General features: G+C 44.3%; 18 protein-coding genes. 10 read left to right on the plus strand and 8 right to left on the minus strand.

Annotated features, from left to right (window positions below):
- Positions 1-10: 10 nt before the first annotated feature.
- Together yaaA and DESDE_RS01215 are read left to right on the plus strand one after the other, a co-directional pair.
- The gene (yaaA, locus tag DESDE_RS01210; protein WP_014792218.1) at positions 11-784 is read left to right on the plus strand and encodes a peroxide stress protein YaaA; all 774 of its coding nucleotides are present in this window, start codon (positions 11-13) and stop codon (positions 782-784) included.
- A 41-nt stretch (positions 785-825) separates the two neighbouring features.
- On the plus strand, positions 826-1725 hold the full coding sequence (locus DESDE_RS01215) for a GNAT family N-acetyltransferase (RefSeq protein ID WP_014792219.1): 900 nt from the start codon (positions 826-828) through the stop codon (positions 1723-1725).
- Between the two features lie 42 nt (positions 1726-1767).
- Here DESDE_RS01215 and DESDE_RS01220 read toward each other — a convergent pair whose 3' ends face one another.
- The 6 genes from DESDE_RS01220 to DESDE_RS01245 are packed head-to-tail and all read right to left on the minus strand — an operon-like array spanning position 1768 to position 8198.
- Positions 1768-2946, minus strand: coding sequence for a Ger(x)C family spore germination protein (locus tag DESDE_RS01220; protein WP_014792220.1), 1179 nt, complete (start codon positions 2944-2946; stop codon positions 1768-1770).
- Positions 2943-4040 carry a GerAB/ArcD/ProY family transporter gene (locus tag DESDE_RS01225; protein ID WP_014792221.1) on the minus strand — a complete coding sequence of 366 codons (1098 nt, stop codon included), beginning with the start codon at positions 4038-4040 and terminating at the stop codon, positions 2943-2945. The genes DESDE_RS01220 and DESDE_RS01225 overlap by 4 nt, the downstream gene beginning before the upstream one ends.
- Positions 4041-4071: 31 nt before the next feature.
- Positions 4072-4281 (minus strand): hypothetical protein, encoded by a 210-nt coding sequence (locus DESDE_RS01230; protein ID WP_014792222.1) that lies wholly within the window; start codon positions 4279-4281, stop codon positions 4072-4074.
- A 14-nt stretch (positions 4282-4295) separates the two neighbouring features.
- On the minus strand, positions 4296-5456 hold the full coding sequence (locus tag DESDE_RS01235) for a Ger(x)C family spore germination protein (protein ID WP_014792223.1): 1161 nt from the start codon (positions 5454-5456) through the stop codon (positions 4296-4298).
- Positions 5453-6547, minus strand: coding sequence for a GerAB/ArcD/ProY family transporter (locus DESDE_RS01240; protein WP_014792224.1), 1095 nt, complete (start codon positions 6545-6547; stop codon positions 5453-5455). Before DESDE_RS01240 ends, DESDE_RS01235 begins: the two co-directional genes overlap by 4 nt.
- Before the next feature lies 1 nt (position 6548).
- Positions 6549-8198: a spore germination protein gene (locus tag DESDE_RS01245; protein WP_014792225.1), complete on the minus strand. Its 1650-nt coding sequence runs from the start codon at positions 8196-8198 to the stop codon at positions 6549-6551.
- Between the two features lie 164 nt (positions 8199-8362).
- Between DESDE_RS01245 and DESDE_RS01250 the strand changes: the two genes are divergently transcribed.
- From DESDE_RS01250 to DESDE_RS01260, 3 genes are all read left to right on the plus strand, one after another.
- Complete coding sequence (locus DESDE_RS01250) at positions 8363-9340, plus strand: 4Fe-4S binding protein (RefSeq protein WP_242831302.1); 978 nt, start codon at positions 8363-8365, stop codon at positions 9338-9340.
- A 185-nt stretch (positions 9341-9525) separates the two neighbouring features.
- Complete coding sequence (locus DESDE_RS01255; protein ID WP_014792227.1) at positions 9526-9864, plus strand: hypothetical protein; 339 nt, start codon at positions 9526-9528, stop codon at positions 9862-9864.
- 136 nt (positions 9865-10000) lie between these two features.
- Positions 10001-10447: a hypothetical protein gene (locus DESDE_RS01260; protein ID WP_014792228.1), complete on the plus strand. Its 447-nt coding sequence runs from the start codon at positions 10001-10003 to the stop codon at positions 10445-10447.
- A gap of 129 nt (positions 10448-10576) precedes the next feature.
- Here DESDE_RS01260 and DESDE_RS21955 read toward each other — a convergent pair whose 3' ends face one another.
- Entirely contained in the window at positions 10577-10732 is a 156-nt protein-coding gene (locus DESDE_RS21955) for a hypothetical protein (RefSeq protein WP_005810521.1), read from the minus strand.
- A 27-nt stretch (positions 10733-10759) separates the two neighbouring features.
- A complete protein-coding gene (locus tag DESDE_RS01265) occupies positions 10760-12229 on the minus strand; it encodes a putative sulfate exporter family transporter (protein ID WP_014792229.1) in 1470 nt (489 codons plus the stop codon).
- A gap of 813 nt (positions 12230-13042) precedes the next feature.
- On the opposite strand from DESDE_RS01265, the gene DESDE_RS01270 reads away from it, so the two are divergent.
- The 5 genes from DESDE_RS01270 (at position 13043) to DESDE_RS01285 (ending at position 18154) form a co-directional block, all read left to right on the plus strand.
- Positions 13043-13942 (plus strand): respiratory nitrate reductase subunit gamma, encoded by a 900-nt coding sequence (locus tag DESDE_RS01270; protein ID WP_014792230.1) that lies wholly within the window; start codon positions 13043-13045, stop codon positions 13940-13942.
- Between the two features lie 33 nt (positions 13943-13975).
- Positions 13976-15586 carry a (Fe-S)-binding protein gene (locus tag DESDE_RS01275; protein WP_014792231.1) on the plus strand — a complete coding sequence of 537 codons (1611 nt, stop codon included), beginning with the start codon at positions 13976-13978 and terminating at the stop codon, positions 15584-15586.
- A 210-nt stretch (positions 15587-15796) separates the two neighbouring features.
- Positions 15797-15973: a hypothetical protein gene (locus DESDE_RS21755; protein WP_158309852.1), complete on the plus strand. Its 177-nt coding sequence runs from the start codon at positions 15797-15799 to the stop codon at positions 15971-15973.
- 160 nt (positions 15974-16133) lie between these two features.
- The gene (locus DESDE_RS01280) at positions 16134-17828 is read left to right on the plus strand and encodes an FAD-dependent oxidoreductase (protein WP_014792232.1); all 1695 of its coding nucleotides are present in this window, start codon (positions 16134-16136) and stop codon (positions 17826-17828) included.
- 137 nt (positions 17829-17965) lie between these two features.
- Positions 17966-18154 (plus strand): 4Fe-4S binding protein, encoded by a 189-nt coding sequence (locus tag DESDE_RS01285; protein ID WP_014792233.1) that lies wholly within the window; start codon positions 17966-17968, stop codon positions 18152-18154.
- Positions 18155-18185 lie beyond the last annotated feature (31 nt).

Genomic DNA, 18185 nt, shown 5'->3' on the forward strand with positions numbered 1-18185 from the left:
GATGAAAATTATGAAAATCATTATCTCCCCGGCAAAAAAAATGAATATGGATGCGAACTTTCTTCCGCCCCGCAACGCGCCCGTATATCTTGAAAAAGCCGAAAAGCTGAAAGAATACTTGCAAAACCTGACCCACGAGAAGCTCAAAAAGCTGCTCTGTTGCAACGATGAAATTGTGAGTTTGAACTATGAGCGCTATCAAACCATGGATTTGTCCGGGTACACAAGCCCAGCTATTTTAGCTTACGATGGTATTCAGTACAAGTACATGGCACCTCAGGTGTTTGAGGATGACTATTTCGACTATATAGAAAGGCATCTGCGGATTCTATCCGGATTTTATGGTATATTGAAACCTTTCGACGGAGTTGTACCTTACCGATTGGAAATGCAGGCCAAGTTAAAAACGATCTTCTGCCGAAATCTGTATGACTATTGGAAAGACGATATCTACCGGGAATTGACCCGAGAGGAGACCACGATTCTGAATCTTGCTTCGGCTGAATACAGTAAGACGGTTGAGAAATACCTGACTGCCGATATAAAATATATTAAGTGCGTATTCGGTGAGCTGATCGGGGGCGAAGTTATTGAGAAGGGTGTTTATGTAAAGATGGCTCGCGGTGAGATGGTCCGTTTCATAGCTGAAAATGCTATTGAAGATTTGGAGCAAATCAAAGCATTCGATAGGCTTGGATTTCTCTATAGTGATCAGCTGTCGAGTGACAACACTTTTGTATTTGTGAAGGACCATGGGAGCAAAATAAAGAATAAATCAATTTAAGTTGTGAGTGATAGTTGGCAAATCGGATAAGAGGAGAGATTATGATCAATAACCTATTTAATCCTTCCATAAACTTAAGAGGAAATTTAGACCCCAAGAGCTATGCCCATATTGATAATCTGCAGAGACTGTGCCTGGAGCATGATCGGACAACTTTGAAATTAGAACTAGATTATAAGCTGAGTCGATCAGAGGGGAAATCCAGAAATCTGAAAGTAATTAATGAATTTATGTATTATGATGACGACCTCCTCATTGGTTATATAGGCATCAGTGATTTTGGCGGGGAGGCCATTGAAGTTAATGGTATGGTCCACCCGGATTATCGCAAGAAAGGGGTATTTAAAACTTTATTCTCTTTTGTAAAAGATGAATGGAGTAAGAGAAGAACTGCCAGTATGCTATTACTGAGTGATCGCAATTCACTGGCAGGACAGGCATTTATTCAAAGCATTTCCGGCGCACAACATGAGCATACTGAGTACGAGATGTTTTTGCAGAACGATACAAAACAAGAATTGAATTCTTGTGAGGTGGTATTGAGAAAAGCGACCAGCAACGATATCAAAGAAATTGCCAGACAAAATTCCATCTATTTTGATAAAGAGGCCCAAGAAGAGGACGTGCTTATACCTGAGGAAGAAGAGAGAGCTGGCATGATCATCTATATGGCTGAAATCGATAATCGCGCAATAGGAAAGGTTCATTTGGATATTAGCTCTAATGTTGGGGGTATTTACGGTTTAGGAGTGCTTCCGGAGAATCGCCGCAAAGGATACGGAAGAGGTATTCTTGCATCGGCTATCCATGAGCTAAAACAGAGAAACTTTAAAGACATAATGCTTCAAGTCAATGTCAAGAATGAAAATGCTCTTGATCTATATCATTCATGTGGTTTTGAGGTCGCTTCAACCATGGATTATTATGAGTTAAAAAAGTGAACATAAGTTAAAAGACCGAGGTCGATGCCTCGGTCTTCCTGCTTACTCTTCATCGACTTCTATGGGCTTGACACTTAAACCAATTTCATTAAGTTTAGCTTTAACTTCTATGTTAACGGTCATTTTTTCAAATTCTTTCTCCCAGTTTTCTTTAAGCTCCTGATATTCCTGGGGGAACTTGCGGTGGAATTCCAAACCAAATTTAAAGATGTCGACTCCTAAAGTTTGGGCCTTTTCCAGGGCCGCATTGATCTCCTCCCTAATCACTTCGGCTTGCCGATTCTCCAGTCTCTTGAAGTTCTCAGGGGTAGCCATGTTTATTGAAGACATCTGTTCGCCAAGATTGCCGAGCTCTTCGACGTGAACAGTCATGGTTGGCTTGCCATCTATAAAATCCGGCTTTAACTTGCTGGAGGCATTGATGATTTCTAAGGCTACTTTTTTTGATTCATCATCAGGAGATTCCACGACGATAACCCCGCTTTTTACTTTTCCAATAATCCAGAGAAGTCCACGAGTTTCTTTTTCGTTGAACCAGCCAATAAGCTTATCCTCTTTAAATACTGCGGTATCAGAGAGTTTAACAATTTTCTTTTTACTGTCTGGGAGTTCTACCAACTCTAAGCCGGCAACAAAGGGAGCCGTTGTTTCATTCGATAAGGCTTTCATGACATCAAGGAGGGTAGTTTTTGCAGCTTTTGAAGTCAAATCTGTTGCCTCGGCTAAGTTCTCAAGAGCTTTGGCGGGGTCTTTTTCTTGTTCACTATCCGCTTCGATAAATTGTTGAGCCTTTCCCCGGACGACAAAAACAAAGCTAAGTTCCCGAAAGTCAACCCTTCGAATGTACATATCAAGGAGAGGCGTAATTCCTGATTTTGCTGCCTCTTCGCCGATAATTATAATCTTATTGCGACCAAAGAAGGATTTGCGACTAATCCGATCGCGTCCGTTACGAAGAGCTTCAAATAGAGTTCTTCCGGTAGTGGTTACAACCCAAAAGGCTTTTTCCTCTCCGCCACCACTGCTGCTTTTTTGTAAGCTGCTCTTCATGGAGGCCGGTTTAGCCATCTGCAGAGAAACCTGGACCTGACCATCTTCCAATTGATCGATACCCAAAGCGTGAGAGATGGAGAGGGTATTTAATTCTCTCCGATCCCAACAGCCGGGCAGGGTGAGAGTAAGAAAAATACAAAGAAGACAGAAGATTGCTCGAAGTTTCATGAACGATAGTCTCCTTGCTTACGGACTATGGCAGTGAGGAGCAGGAAGAGAGGAATAATAAAGATAAAGGGCATGGTATACCAGGGATAGATTTCAAATGAATTGAATTCCTTAAGTTCAATAATATTCTTGCCTAACATTGTGGACATCGGAATGATGATAGAAACCAGAGGAAGTAAGAGTGGTTTATAAGCTTTCAGCTGGAAAACCTGGCTTATCCCCAGGGCTGTCACATAAAGATAAAGGGATAGTTTTATAAACAATCCTAATATCCAAAAGGCGACATGAATAGATTCCACACGCTCGACAAAATTCCCTAATTGGATGAGCCGCACTGCGTTATAGAAGGGGTAGGTCAGGTTTTTAGCCAAGTCATCCCCGAAAAGTGCAATGACTGTGGTGGTTAGCATAAAGATAAACACCTCCAACAATAAGGGAAATAGAAGGTACACGGTTTTTAGCTTACTTCGGTCATTGAGAAAAGGCAAAATTACTGCCATGGCAATGATCTCAATCATTGTGGACACTAAATAGAGCCCTGAAAAAAACGAGGGGAAAAACCCGCTTTCCAAAAAAGGGGAAAGTTCTTTGGGATCCATATCTTTAATGAGAGATAGGACGACAATCAAAAGAGTAAACATGATGATGGGAGCGATTAGTTCGGAAAGACGTCCTAAGTTCTCGATGCCTTTATAGGCGGCATAAGCGGCTAAAAGAAGCAAAGTGATTCTGAAAAAAAGGGGAGGGGTAAGAACCATCACCACAGTCGTTAGGAACTCTGAGAAATGACTTATGGAAAGGGCACTATTATGAATAAAGAAAAGAATATAGAGGATTCCTATCAGTTTGCCTCCCTTACCGAGGATAGTATCTGTGTATTCAAAAAAAGTCTGGTTGGGGAAGCGCTTGGCTAAAAAATAGAAAGGGAAAGCCGCAAGCAAGTATACCGGGAAAGTCGTTAAACAGCTGAGCCAAATATCCTGATTTCCGGGGGGCATGACAAAAATAGAAAGAAAAGCAATCCAAGTAATGGCTCTGCCGATAAATAGGAGCAGAATCATCTGTTTTGCGCTTATTTTACCGCCTTCCAACATGCCATAAGCCTCCCATCAATGACCTTAGAAGTTAGGATATGAAGAACCGAATGATAGCCTGAATTCCTTTATTGGGATTGGGCAAGTCTGCCCCTATGACCTGGAGAAAAGAAAGAATGAACCCTATAAAGAGAAGAAGAGAGGAGGCGATGAGCTCAGGCCATTGCTTTTTGCGCACAAGTTTCGGCGTTTGAATAAGACCAATAACTATAAAGACAGTAATTATGGCTATGACTTTCATTTTTCTCCCTCACTTTATTCCATTCTTTCGCTGTTCAAAGGTTCCGAGCTGAGACCGATTAGATTAAGTTGCACGGATACATCAAGTTTTACTTCTATTTCAGGAAAGAGTTCGTCCCAATCTTGCTCAAGTTCTGTCCACTCCTGAGGATACTTGCGATGAAACTCTTCTCCGAATTTGAAGATATCGCCCCCCCATTTTTGGGCTTTGACAATGGCAGTCATAATTTCTTCTTCAACGATGGCGGCCGCTCTTTTTTCTAACTCAGCGAAGTTTTCGGGAGATGTCAGATTCACAGATGACATCTGTTCGGTTAGATTTCCTTCTACTTTGACTTTGATAGTCATACGAAGGATACTATCAGTAATTTCAGGTTTTAACCTGGCAATGGATTTAATCACATCAAGGCTTACAGCCTTATCTTCATCCAGAGGAGATTCCACCACAATAGTTGCACTTTTAACCTCGTTCAATACCCAAAGGGCTCCTCGTGCTTCAAAAGGATCAAACCACCCGACGAGCCGGTCCTTTTTAAATACTGCCGTATTGTCCAGAACAATCATATCTGTGAACGTACTGTCTTTGTTTTCTTTATGAATTTTAATACCTGGGAGGATGGGACTGGTGGTTTTGTTTTCCAAAGCAGATAACAAATCGATCAGATAGCGCTTAGGCAGGATTGAGGCAAGAACACTTGTCTCAGCTAAATTTTCAATGGCTTTGCTGGGGTTGGTCTCCTGTTCATGTTCCCCTTTGAGGATATCGACGGCTTTGCCCTTAGCAACAAAAACATAGGTTAGATCACGAACCTCGACATCCCTCATTAAAAAATCAAATAAAGGAACAAGTCCTTTTTTAGCAGTTTCTTCGCTGATGATGATAGCTTTATTATGAGGAAAAAATAAACGCCGGTCAGTTTGTAAGGAAGCATTGCGAACAGCATCAAAAAGTGTTTCCCCTGTGCTTGTGGCAACCCATATACTTTTTTCGCTTCCGCTTTTCAATGCACCGGGTTTGAGGATTTGGGTGGAAAGGCTGATTCGTCCATCCTCCATCATATCGATCCCTATGGCCTGGACAATGGCCAGGGTGCTTAATTCATTCCTATCCCAACACCCAAGCAATAGGTTTACGGGCAGGAGAAAACAAAGGGCTAAGCAAAGGCATTTTTTCATGGGGAGCGGACTCCTTTCTTTCGAATAACAGCAAGAAGGAGAAGAAGGAAGGGCAAGGAATAAACGAATACAATGTTATATAAATGAGATTCCATTGAGGAAGCAAAGGATTGCAATTCCACAAGGCTGGGAGCAACAAGGAGGCTTAAGGAGACGAGGATGGAACCCGTAGGCAGAATAAGAGATTTATAGCTTTTTAAATTAAAAAGCTGACTTAAGCCCAGGATAATAATGTAATATTGTAAAGACATTTTCAGGAAGGCTGCTAAGATCCAAACTGCCAAATGAATGGATTCAATGCGCTCAATAAAATTTCCCACACTGACGAGTCGGATGGTATATAAAAAAGGGAAGGTGCGTGTTGCGGCTCCTGTTCCAAGTATGGCAATGATGGACATTGAAATCATCGTTAAAAAGAAGGCTATGATAAAAAAAGAAGTTAAATAAACGGTTTTAGTTTTGGCAGGTTGGTTTAAATAAGGCAAAAGCATAGCAAATTCTATGACCTCATACGTTCTGCTGACGAGAAAAAGACTTCCCCCCATGACAGGGAGGATCCCTTTTTCAAGAACCGGCTGCAGGAGTTTGAAGTGCATATCTTTTGTTAAGAGTAAGATAATCGTCGTAATAGCAATGAGAATAATGGGTAATAGTAGTTCGCTTAAACGGCCAAGGACTTCAATTCCTTGACGGGCAGCATAGGCACAAGCAAGGAGGAGAGATGAAGAAAAGAAGAGAATCGGCGTTTCAGGCATGGTTACACCGGTAATAAAGAGGTTGAACAGAGCTAAACTCATGGCGGATTGATGGATAAAGTAACCAAGGAGGAGTGCTCCCGCGATTTTTCCTCCTTTTCCGGCAATAGCTGGGATGTATTGGATAATAGTTTGTTGTGGGAACCTCTTGGCAAGGAGGTAGAGGGGGGCTGCCATAATTATCTGGAGGGGAAAGTATAGAATACAAGCAAGCCATGCGTCCTGGGATGGCGACATCTCCTTTAAGACAGGAAAGTAAGTAAGTGCAATAACAATACGACTACAAACCAGTAAGCGAATAAGCTGCTTGGAGGTTATTTGACCTGGTTCCAACATGCTACTTCTTTCCTTTCTGATTATCCGGCGGAGAGGGCATTTGGTTCGGCTTTTGACGATTGGGATTGTTAACGCCAATAGCTCGGGGACGAGTAAGTGTGAACCACTGAGGAGCCCGAATCAGGACATCTTTCAAATCGGAAATTGTGGAGGGGGCCAAGGGTGACATATAAGGGGCTCCTAAGGAGCGAAGAGAAACTTGGTGGGTCAACAGTCCCACAAAGGCCAACATCACCCCATATAATCCTGATACTCCGGCAGCAAGGATGAATAAAAAGCGCGAAAGGGTCCCGACATCGGTTAAGGAGGGGGTGACAAAGGAAGAAATTGCCGTTAACGCGGTGATGACGACCATGGGTGCGCCGACAAGCCCAGCGGAGATGGCGGCATCTCCAATGACGAGGGCTCCAACGATACTTACAGCAGGACCAACGGGGCGGGGTAGCCGAACCCCGGCTTCCCGCAAAATTTCAAAAAGGGTTTGCATAAGAAGGGCCTCGACCATCGTAGGAAAAGGAGTACCTTCCTGGGCTGCCGCGATACTTGCCAGCAGTGCGGGGGGTAAAAATTCCTGATGATAGGTGGTAATGGCTACATAAAGCCCAGGGGCGAAGGTGGCAAAGAAAAACCCCAGCCAACGCAACCAGCGGATGAAGGTGGCGTAATAAGGTCGCGAATAATAATCTTCGCTGTTCTGAAAGCCTTCGACAAATAAATAGGGAACAGTAAGAACAAACGGTGTTCCATCCACTAAAATGGCAACTCGTCCTTCAAGAAGTTTGGCGCTGACAATGTCGGGTTTTTCGGTATTGCCAACGGTGGGAAATAAGGAGAGCGGGGCATCCTCAATAAAGGATTCAATATATCCGGACTCTAAAATGGCATCGGTGTCGATACGTTGAAGACGTTGTTTAACCTCTTCCACCACTTTATCCTTGGCTATGCCCTTGATATAGGCGACACAGACTTCAGTTTGTGTTTCACGACCGATTTTTATGGTGAAGAACTTTAGAGCGGGATTTTTCATCTTCTTTCTTAATAAAGCTATATTGGTCTCCAGGCTTTCCACAAACCCCTCCCGTGGTCCGCGGACAACGGATTCGGTCTTCGGCTCATCCACGGTTCTTTTTTCAGATTTTCTTAGGGAGGCGATCAGGGCTGTTCTTGAGTTATCCATGAAAAGAACGGTATCCCCGGATAATACGGCATCAACGACATCATCAAAGGAATGGGTTGCTTTGACATTGGCTACGGAAAGAGCACGCTCTTTGATTAAGGCCATAGTATCCATATCTTCCAGGTTACGATCCAGGTTCATGAGCGGATTGATGAGGTTCAGGTTGACTGCTCCCAGATCCACAAGCCCGTTAATAAAGATAATAAAGGCGTGAATAGTCGCCTCTGTTCCGACTTCGAATTCGCGGGTCGTGACATCGACAGATTCTTCAAAGGTCTGGTGAAGTCGCTGAAGGTTTTGGGTGATAGACAAGGAAATAGAGTTGAAATCTTGTGGCTCCTCGACTGCATGCAGCTTCTCTATGGGATTGTCTATGGGCTTCGTGTTCTGGTTACTCTCCTGCTGAGACGATGCATTAGGGGCGCTTTTTATCAAAGGCTGCGGTTTTCTGACCCGATCCATTATTTTGCGCATTTTTTTGAGGCTCCATCATCCTGAATTTCACTGTAAGCTTTTGCTCAAAAGATTGTTTTTATACTAACCCCCTGGGAGGGAAAATTTCATTAAAATCACTAAAAAAAACCGTATCCCAAACAACTAAACAGGATAAAGCCCCCCTGGAGCGAAGAGGGGTGCAATTGCTCTTTGCAGCGATGACTCTCTATATCGGTGTCCAATTCATACGTTTTGTAAATTCTTATGCAGATCCCCAGGCAGCCGTATGGGTTCCACGGCCGGCTGGAGTGGAGGCCTTTCTGCCTATCAGTGCTTTGGTAGCTTTAAAATCCTGGCTTGTTTCGGGGATTTTTGATACCATCCACCCTGAGGGATTGGTTATCTTTTTGCTGGCAATGGTTATTTCCCTGGTGCTGAAAAGAAGCTTTTGCTCCTGGATCTGTCCTATTGGCACTTTATCGGAAGGGCTGGCAATGGTGGGAAGAAAGCTCTTCGGCAAAAATTATATCTTTCCCCGGTGGCTGGATTACCCTTTGCGCTCTCTGAAATACGTCCTTCTGTCCTTTTTCATTGTCTTTATTTTTATCTTAATGGATGGGGCTTCAGCTTACGCCTTTTTGCAAATACCTTATAATATGATTTCGGACGTCGTCATGCTGGATTTCTTTAAAAACTTGACTATAGTAGGGATGAGCATCATAGTACTACTCGTTTTGCTTTCGGTAGTGAGCCAAAATTTCTGGTGCCGATATCTCTGTCCTTATGGTGCCCTTATGGGATTGATTGGAGTATTCAGCCCAATGAAGGTTCGTAGGAATGCCAACACTTGTATCTCCTGTGAACGCTGTACAGTGGCGTGCCCCAATCAGCTTAAAGTATCGGAAGCCCAAAGGGTATGGTCGCCTGAATGTTCCGGATGTTTAAATTGTGTGAAGAGCTGTCCGGTTCAAGGAACACTGGAATTAACCACCTCCTCGATATCATCACCATCACCATCATCCCGTTTTAAGTTCCTGATCATAACGCCACAAAGAGGGGCGATAGCAGTCGTGGTGATATGGTTTGTGGCGGTTGCTGCGGCTAAGCTCACAGGGCATTGGGACACCAGTATTCCCCCAGAAATATATAAGGTACTTATTCCTCGAATAGACCAGTTTTAACGACTATTGTATAATTAGAGTAAAGGAAGGCTAAGGATAGCCTTCCTTTTGTGCTAGAAAAAACTATTTTTAAAATTGACAACTGTTCTCAATAAAAATGATTTGCTGTATAATTAACAATATAAATCATAAGGAAGATATTTCTCCGAGGGCAAAGGACTTTAGTCGGGTAAGGAGATCAAACTATGTTCTATAGGCTGATAAAACGGTTCAGTGACTATAATATGCTGCATGATATTATTGATTGCTTAACAGCGTCGCTGGAGGTAAAGGACCATTATACAAGCGGTCATTCCAATCGAGTGTGCGACAGTATTGATGCCATGACCTCCAATCGGGCTTATCGTCAAGCCTTTACCTGGGCGGAGTGCAAAGCGGAGATCATGGCTAACAAAGGCACGCAATTCGATCCCGAAGTAGTGGAAGCCATTACGGATTCACTATGGGACAAGTGGCAGATGGAATATGGCAAAGAAAGAGAAAGAGAGTGCGATCTTGGTCAAGGGGTCCAGAGCGCGATTTAGTCCCAGGTATATTCCCGAAAAATAAACGGGATATTTGTATTTATTGCTGTAAAATTTAAGGAAAATCCTTATAATTAAAGGTATACTTGTGATTGAGAGATCAATATCAAGAATAAACATTTGGAAGGAGTAAAGAATGGATATTAATTATGCAATCAAAGAGGTCATACGCCATCACCGGCAGGCAGTTCAAGAATCGGCTTGGGATTTCATTGATGTGGATACCTTATACACCCTTAGAGATATTGCCATAACTGTTGAGAATGAAAAGTTCCATGTTATGGGGGATTCGGACAAATATTATGTAATGGTTAGAAGATCTTCAATGGATAATGATGTCATTATGTTTGGCAGAGTGGATGGGGGAAATTTAGAGAAAACCTTAGAAAGGGATATCCCCAAAGTAGGACTTGCAATCCTTGCTATCAGACATATCGAGGATGATCAGTATATAGATGATTTACTCTCAACGAGAAAAGAAGAACTGCTGGACCAACTCATTCTGTGCTTTGAGAATGAAAGGTTCACCTTAACCGATGGCACCAGTTTTACTTTACAAGAGCTTAAGCATACCATCGCTTAGCTATTGAGGATAAGTAAGGTCTATAGCTCAAAAGTTTCAGGTTAATAAAAATAAAGGGAGTATCGCTGACTACTTTGCTCAAGTAGTATTGCGATACTCCCTTTTGACATTTTAGGATTTAGGTAAAGACTAGAATTTGAAGATGATCACGAAGATTACCAGAAGTGTAAGCCCTAATCCTAACGAACCACCAATGAGTTTCTTTTCGATAGGCAGGAGATCATACCATTCATCTTCGTAAGCCTTCTTAGCAGCAGGCGCTTGTTGCTCAGTTTTAATTGCCATTTTAATTCCCCCTTACATTATAAGTGATTAAACCGTCGGAGGTGTAATTCCATGGTAGAAGAGCCAGGAGATGAACAGTCCGAACCAGAGGATGAAACCAAAGAGAGCAATACCATAAATTGCCACGATACGTCCCATTCCTTCTGCCCAGAGCTTACGAACGTTAGTGACTAAACCGATGGAGAAGAAACATAATCCAAAGAAGATGGTTCTGAAGGCATTACCTTCATTGACACCCGTATTTAATGCTTTTACGCCCTCAGGATTATTCATACCAACTAAGAACAGGACAAGGAAGGTCAGTACGAAACCAATGATGAATTTGGGAAAACGATCCCAGATATCACTGGCACTGACTTTATTCTTTTGGCCGGAATTGGTAGCAGCATTTTTATCAATGGGGAATACGGACCAGATAATAGCCAGGATGAAGGCCCATACACCAATGAAGATGTCGATGAAGACTTTCGTGGTGGTAGCGACCATCAAGATCCAGCCTTCTTCCCAGTTGATGCCCAGTTCTCTTAAGGCACGACCTCTGATCAAGGAGTCGGTGATAGCACCACTGGCGATAGCACCACCGTCGGATTTAACAGCCAGACCCATCCAAGCACCAGCGACCATAGGATCTTTAAACAGGAAAGCTTGTGCTAACCAAGGTAATAGTAAGAGTTCGAGAGCAACGAACACGATGATAACTGCGGAAAGGATTACAGGAATAACGGGACGGGCACGGATAGCACTACCGGTAGCGATAGCAGCAGAAACACCGCAGATAGAGATACCAGAGGCAAGGGGTGCCGCCCATTCCGGTGTGAATTTGAAGAACTTACGAGCGATAAGGTAAACTACCGGCCAATAGATCAAGTAAGCTTCAACAACAGCGCAGAGCCCCCGGATGATGATTGTTGTAGCCAGACCAAAGGCATCGAGAGTTTTAATAGCAATGGAAGCGCCCAGAACAACGATACCGATTTTAATGAATAATTCAGGTTTTGCGGCTTCTTTTAAAAAGTCGGCTTGTTTGATAAAGAAGTTACCAATAATAAGACCGACTACCATGGCGATGATATAACCCATTTCGCCTAAACCAAGGGACCAGCCGATGCCATAGCTGGCAGTTTTATCGGGTGTAGCTCCAATATAGGCAATGTTACCTAACATGATACAACCCATGGTTACCCAGAAAATGATGGAGAAACCAATGACGTATTTTTTTATATTGGAGCCGACAAATTTAGCGGCCAATGTTGTGATAGCTAAAATAAATAAGAAAGTCACCAATAAGGATGTGAAACCATTGAGACCTGTACCTTTAGATACAGGAGCAAAAGCTTTTGCTGGTTCGATCCATACGCTTGCTTTTGTTACCCATCCTAACAGGTCCATTCCAAAGTAAGGTCCTAAACCTAATCCGAAAATAAATAGCCCTAGCCAGGCTGCCCACCAGTCTTCATTTTGAAGTGCTCTTTTTCTTGCGTAAGTATTTGTGGACAAATTTTCCACCTCCCTGAAATTGTGAGCATTTTCATTTGAAAATGTGCTTTAAAATCAAATGATAGTGCATTATTACTTTCGTAGGGTAATTATTTAGAGGATAATCGGGGCCTAATTCGGGTTTGAAACAATTTAAGTAATATCGTATTAGCGAATTTTACTTAAGTTTCAGTTCCTCCTCCTTTCCTCCTTTGCCAAGGGATTGTGAATGTGAAAGTAATCGAAAGATGTTGTAAATCACCCCCTTAATATTCTTAGTTATTATGTATTCATCCAAGGGATGAAAATCGGCACCAGATGTCTAATAATTCTGATAAATGGAAGGATGAGAGTGCCTGTCATAATATAACTATTAAGGCAAAATAAGCATAGGGAAAACATGCACAATCACATGCGGATTGCGAAAGTGAAAAAAGGTTCTATTTGATTTCATTATAGGACCTATAACCAAATATGTGAAATATGAATTTAAAATGAACGACATAGGGATAACTTATGGAGGAAAATTCACAAAGTTTATTGAGACTATCTATTTAAGTATATTGAGGACAACCTTTTTCCCGGCCTGCAAGCTAAGCAGGCCTTTCGGTCAGTGGTAGGCAAAGGCTGATAACAGGCTAATGCAAAGACCAATAAAACGGATACGGTATGAAGAAGGCGGTGCCAATGGGGATTATGGTATCGATCCCTACTAGGTATCTACAATTCTGATTATCACAATTGCAAAAGCAAATTTTACAAAGACTTTAAACTGACCTAGACTAAAAGTGATAGTATTAACAATCATTACTATAATCAAGGGGGTAGAAGACATTGTTTCTAGTTTTTTATGCGATTCTGGCCATGTTTTTATTTTTAGCTATCTCTGCGTATAAAGCGTATGAGTACACTAAAATGCCAATGCATGGGCGTTTGGATCTCTATCCTGTTCCCAAAGAAAAGGGACATGAGCATGGGGGATCCTATTATGAGCAAGCCGAATGGTGGGCTAAGCCTCATGAAACCTCACTGGCATCCGAGCTCATCGACATGTTGAAGGAGATTCTTTTCATCAAGAAGCTCTTCCAGAACCAAAAATCTCTTTGGTGGCTATCCTATTCCCTTCACCTGGGCATTTATTTCATCATCGCTTGGACAGTAATTCTTGTGGCTGCGGCTGCAACACAGTTGGCGGGCGGAACCGTAGCTGCCGATGGCGGCCTTTGGGGCGCACTCCTTTACTATGTGACACCTTTGGTTGGCTGGGTGGGTTTCTTTTTAGCGTCCTTTGGTGCCATCAGCTTGTTGCTGCGCCGAGTCGTAGACCCGATCCTCAAGAAATACACTACTCCACAGGAATATTTCAATCTATTGCTCTTATTCGTCGTGACCTTAACCGGAATTTTGGTTTGGAGTTCAGATATTACCATGAGCAATGCTCGCTATGCTATGGCTAATGTCCTATCTTTCCAACCCTTGAATGGGGATCCCTTATTGACGATTCACATTATTCTCGCCGGAATTATGCTAATATACATCCCTATGAGCAAGATGAGCCATTATGTGGGTAAATTCTTTAGCTTCCACATGGTTATCTGGGATAATGATCCGAATGTCGCAGGCAGCAAGGTTGAGGAAAAAATAAAACAGGCTGCTCAATATCGCCCTCAGAATAAATGGTCAGCCCCCCATATTGCCGGTGCACCTGCACCTACGGAAAAGTCCCCTAAGTAAGGGTAATGAAATCGAGGAGAGGAGTTTGACATAATGATAAATCATAAAGACCTAAGACCCAGTGATTTAAATCGGCCCGACGAGCAGTTGGTCCAAGTGGAAGAACTTATGCCTTTGCCGCGTCCTTACGATAAGCCCGGCATGGAACCCGATTTCATGGAAGTAAAACCGGCATGGCGTGAAAAATACTGTACTTCCTTGGATGGCTTCGTTGGTATTGATACCTTAACCCGCCCCAAATCCAAAGAAGAAGAAGAGGAGTTTGTCCGTAAGTTTTTGAGCGGTTTAGAGAAGCTTTTCACCGACGCCAACAATGGTATGAGACAACCCTTGATGCTTTCCTTTGAGTATTGTGCTAAATGTGATACCTGCTCCAATGCCTGCCACATTTATGAAGGGTCCGGTAACAATGAACTTTATCGGCCCATTTTCCGGGTAGAAGCTCTGCGCAAAATCTATAAAAAGTATTTTACCACCAGCGGCAAGCTCTTAGGCGGCCTTGTAGGTGCCGACCTCGAGGCAACTTGGGAAAGTATTGCACGTCTCGGCGAATCCGCCTATCGATGTAATCTTTGCCGTCGCTGTGCCCAAACCTGTCCTCTGGGGTTAGATAATGGCATCATGGCCAAAGAAATTCGCAAGATTTTCAGCATGGAGATGGGGATTGCCCCCAGCCCGATTCACAAAAAAGGAACGGAGAACCAGCTTAAGACAGGCTCCTCCACCGGACTTACCAAGCCTGCTTTCTTGGATATCGTTGAATTCTTAGAAGAGGAAATCGAAGAAAAGTTTGGCTTGAAAATCAAATTCCCCATTGATAAAAAAGGTGCCGATATTCTCTTGATGCATAATGCGGGAGAATACCGAGCATGGCCGGAAAACCCCATCGCCTTTGCCATTCTCTTTGAAGCCGCGGGGATCGACTGGACTATCAGCAGTGAAATGATGGGCTATGACAGCGTAAACTATGGAATTTGGTATGATGATGCCCAAGCTAAAAAGATTGCCCTGGCACAAATGAAAGTGGCCAAGGATCTGGGAGTACGGCGGGTTGTCCAAGGTGAATGCGGACATGCTCATAAAGCAGCAGCCGTGTCGGCGGATAGAATGGCACCCGGATCGGATAAGGTGCCTGTGGAAAGTTTCTTCCCCTTACTGCGGGATATCGTCAAATCCGGCGCCATCAAATTTGACCCCAGCCGGAACAATTTCCCGGTGACCCTTCATGACCCTTGCAACGTGGTAAGACAAATGGGGATTGTTATGCCGCAACGCGAAGTCTTACATCAGCTCGCCCCCCAGTTCCGTGAAATGACCCCCCATGGGGTAGATAACTACTGTTGTGGTGGGGGCAGCGGTTTTGCGATCATGCATAGTCAAAATTTCGGAGACTTCCTTAAAAAGATCAGTGCCCGCAAAAAATTCGCCCAGATCCTTAACGCTTTTCAGGATACTATCGAAGATCCCCATACCGTCAAATACATCTGTGCTCCCTGCTCCAACTGTAAAGGAACCATGCGGGATATCCTGGAGTACTACGAAGCAACTGAGAAATTTAATGTTCAATACGGCGGCCTGATCGAATTAGTCGTCAATGCTATGGCTGATCTGAAGACTCCTTTCTTTGAGTTCCTGGAAGAGTAGGTACTAATGCTGCGGGGTGGTATCGGGAGAGTGTTGCTCGGGTCGTGTAGCTTTGCGCACAACACTCACTCCATAGCTCCAGGGCTGGCCAACTCGCTTTCTTAACAGCGCAGCCAAACCCTGCTGCTTTCTGCATGTGAACCGTGGCTGCGCTATGTTAAGAAATCCTCGTTGACCCGGCCGCCCCTCCGCTAAAAGCCGTTCGCTTTTGTGCGCAAAGCTACACTTGCGGGTCTTTCTCAAGCCCGAAAGACAGCTCAAGGATTTTGCTTTAAGGCAGAGAACGGATTTAAGCGAGCGGATAAGCAATCTTCGCGAAAAGACTGCAGCGGAGTCGGGTTGGAAACAGGACGTTTCCAACCGGCTATGAGGCAGGAGCCGATTTAGCCGGGAACCCGGCGCAGCGGAGGTCTTGAGCGATTAGATTGCTCCGCGCAGCTTATAGAGTGAACGCCGAAAGCAAAATCCTGGAGACCTAGCTTTCCGGGCCTTATTTGAAAGTAGGCCGTACCCGCTCCGCAGCGGGGTAAGAATATGAGGTGGTAAAGTGAAAGTTATGATTATTGGCGGGGTTGCTACCGGCCCTAAGGTAGCGGCACGCTTACGACGCCTTTCTATAGACGCCGAAATAACCGTGATTGAAAAGGGGAACATCATCTCCTATGGCTCTTGCGGGTTGCCCTTGTTTTTGGGCAACCTGGTCCCCAAAATAGAAGACCTTATGAAGACCTCCGCGGGGCTGATTCGAGACACCCAGTATTTTGAGGATACCAAGGGCATCAACGTATTAACTCAAACCGAGGCCCTTGCCATCGATCGTCAACAGAAAAAAGTCAAGGTCCGGAACCTTGCCACAGGCGAGGAAAGTGATCTGGACTATGACTATTTGGTTCTGGCCACAGGGGCTAAAGAAGTAGTCCCGCCCATTCCTGGAATCCAGCACCAGAATGTCTATACCGTACATCATTTGGATGATGCGGTGAACATTAAAGCCTTGATTAAAGAAAAGAAGATCCAACATGCCACCATCATCGGTGCAGGCTTAATTGGCATTGAAGTGGCCGACGCCATTGCCGGACCGCGCTTAAAAGTCACTCTGTGCGAAAGTCAAGGCAGTGTCGTTCCCAAACTTCTTGACCCGGATATGGCCCTTCTCGTCGAACACAAGATGCGCAGCCGGGGGATTGATCTAAGACTGAATTGCCCCGTCAAAGCGTTGACCGGAGATGAGGACGGGAAGGTCAATGGAGTTACCTTAGAGAACGAATCCATCGAGACCGGGTTGGTCATTGTGGCGGTAGGAGTGCGACCGGAGGTTACTCTGGCCCGACAAGCCGGTCTGACCCTTGGCATAACGGGTGCCATCCAAGTGAACCAAACTATGCAGACCGACGATCCCTGCATCTATGCCGGTGGCGACTGTGCCGAGCAGGTCAATATGTTATCGGGCCACCGAGTCTTTGTTCCCTTGGCATCGACTGCCAACAAGCAGGGACGGGTTATCGCCGACAATATTGCCGGAAGGGCTTCAGAGTTCCCAGCCATTTGCGCTACTTCGGTCTTTCAGGCCTTCGAGCTCAATGTAGGAAGGACAGGACTGGGAGAGTCAGAGGCCAGGGAGCTGGGCTATGATGTGATGACAAGCCTAAGTACCGGTCTTGACGCGGTTCATTACTATCCCGTTCATGGCGCGGTGACCATCAAGCTCATCGCCGAAAGAGCCAGCGGACGGCTGCTGGGGGCTCAGGTCTGCGGTACGGGAGAAGCTATTAAACGATTGGATGTCCTTATAACCATCTTAAAATTCAATGGAACGGTTAAGGATATCAGTAATTTGGATTTGAGTTATGCCCCGCCTTTCGCTACGGCCATTGATGTCTTGATTCATGCGGCAAATACTTTGGAGAACAAGCAACTTGGGGTTGTGGATACCGTGAATCCCTTTGAACTGCTTGAACGCTTGAAAAAAGACGAATCCATCATCTTTGTGGATGTGCGCGAGGGAGATGAGACCAAGGCCAACCCTGTGGAAGGTTCCCATATCATAGTAATACCTTTAGGGGAACTAAGGAAACGATATGCTGAAATACCCCAGGGCAGCCCAGTGGTCACGTTCTGTGAGCTGGGTATTCGCGGATACGATGCAGCCTGCTTCCTCAAAGGAGTGGGGTTCCAGGATGTCAGTTTTCTAGAAGGGGGGATGTCTACCTGGGGGGCCTTGCAGCCTGCCCTGAATATATAATTGCTAAATAATACACAATGAGTATTTTGTATCGCACGATTGGAATTCTCTATTTTACACAAAGCTTGAATCGTAGTTAAATGGACTTAGAAAGTGTAAGTTCACACAAGGATTAGATAGATAGGTGGTGAAGGAAGATGTTCATCATAACCATTGATCCCGATTCATGTTCCGGCTGCGATGCCTGTGCAGATTCTTGCCCGGCACATCTATTGAAATTCAACGGGGAAATCACCGAAGTTGTCGGCGATGAAACCGAATGTATGGGTTGTGAAAGTTGCGTAGCTGTTTGCCCAACTGGGGCTGCATCCATTATGGAGATGTAGAAATATACAAAAAGAATTCTTGAATTGGAGG

The organism is Desulfitobacterium dehalogenans ATCC 51507 (genome assembly GCF_000243155.2).
GTDB lineage: Bacteria > Bacillota > Desulfitobacteriia > Desulfitobacteriales > Desulfitobacteriaceae > Desulfitobacterium > Desulfitobacterium dehalogenans.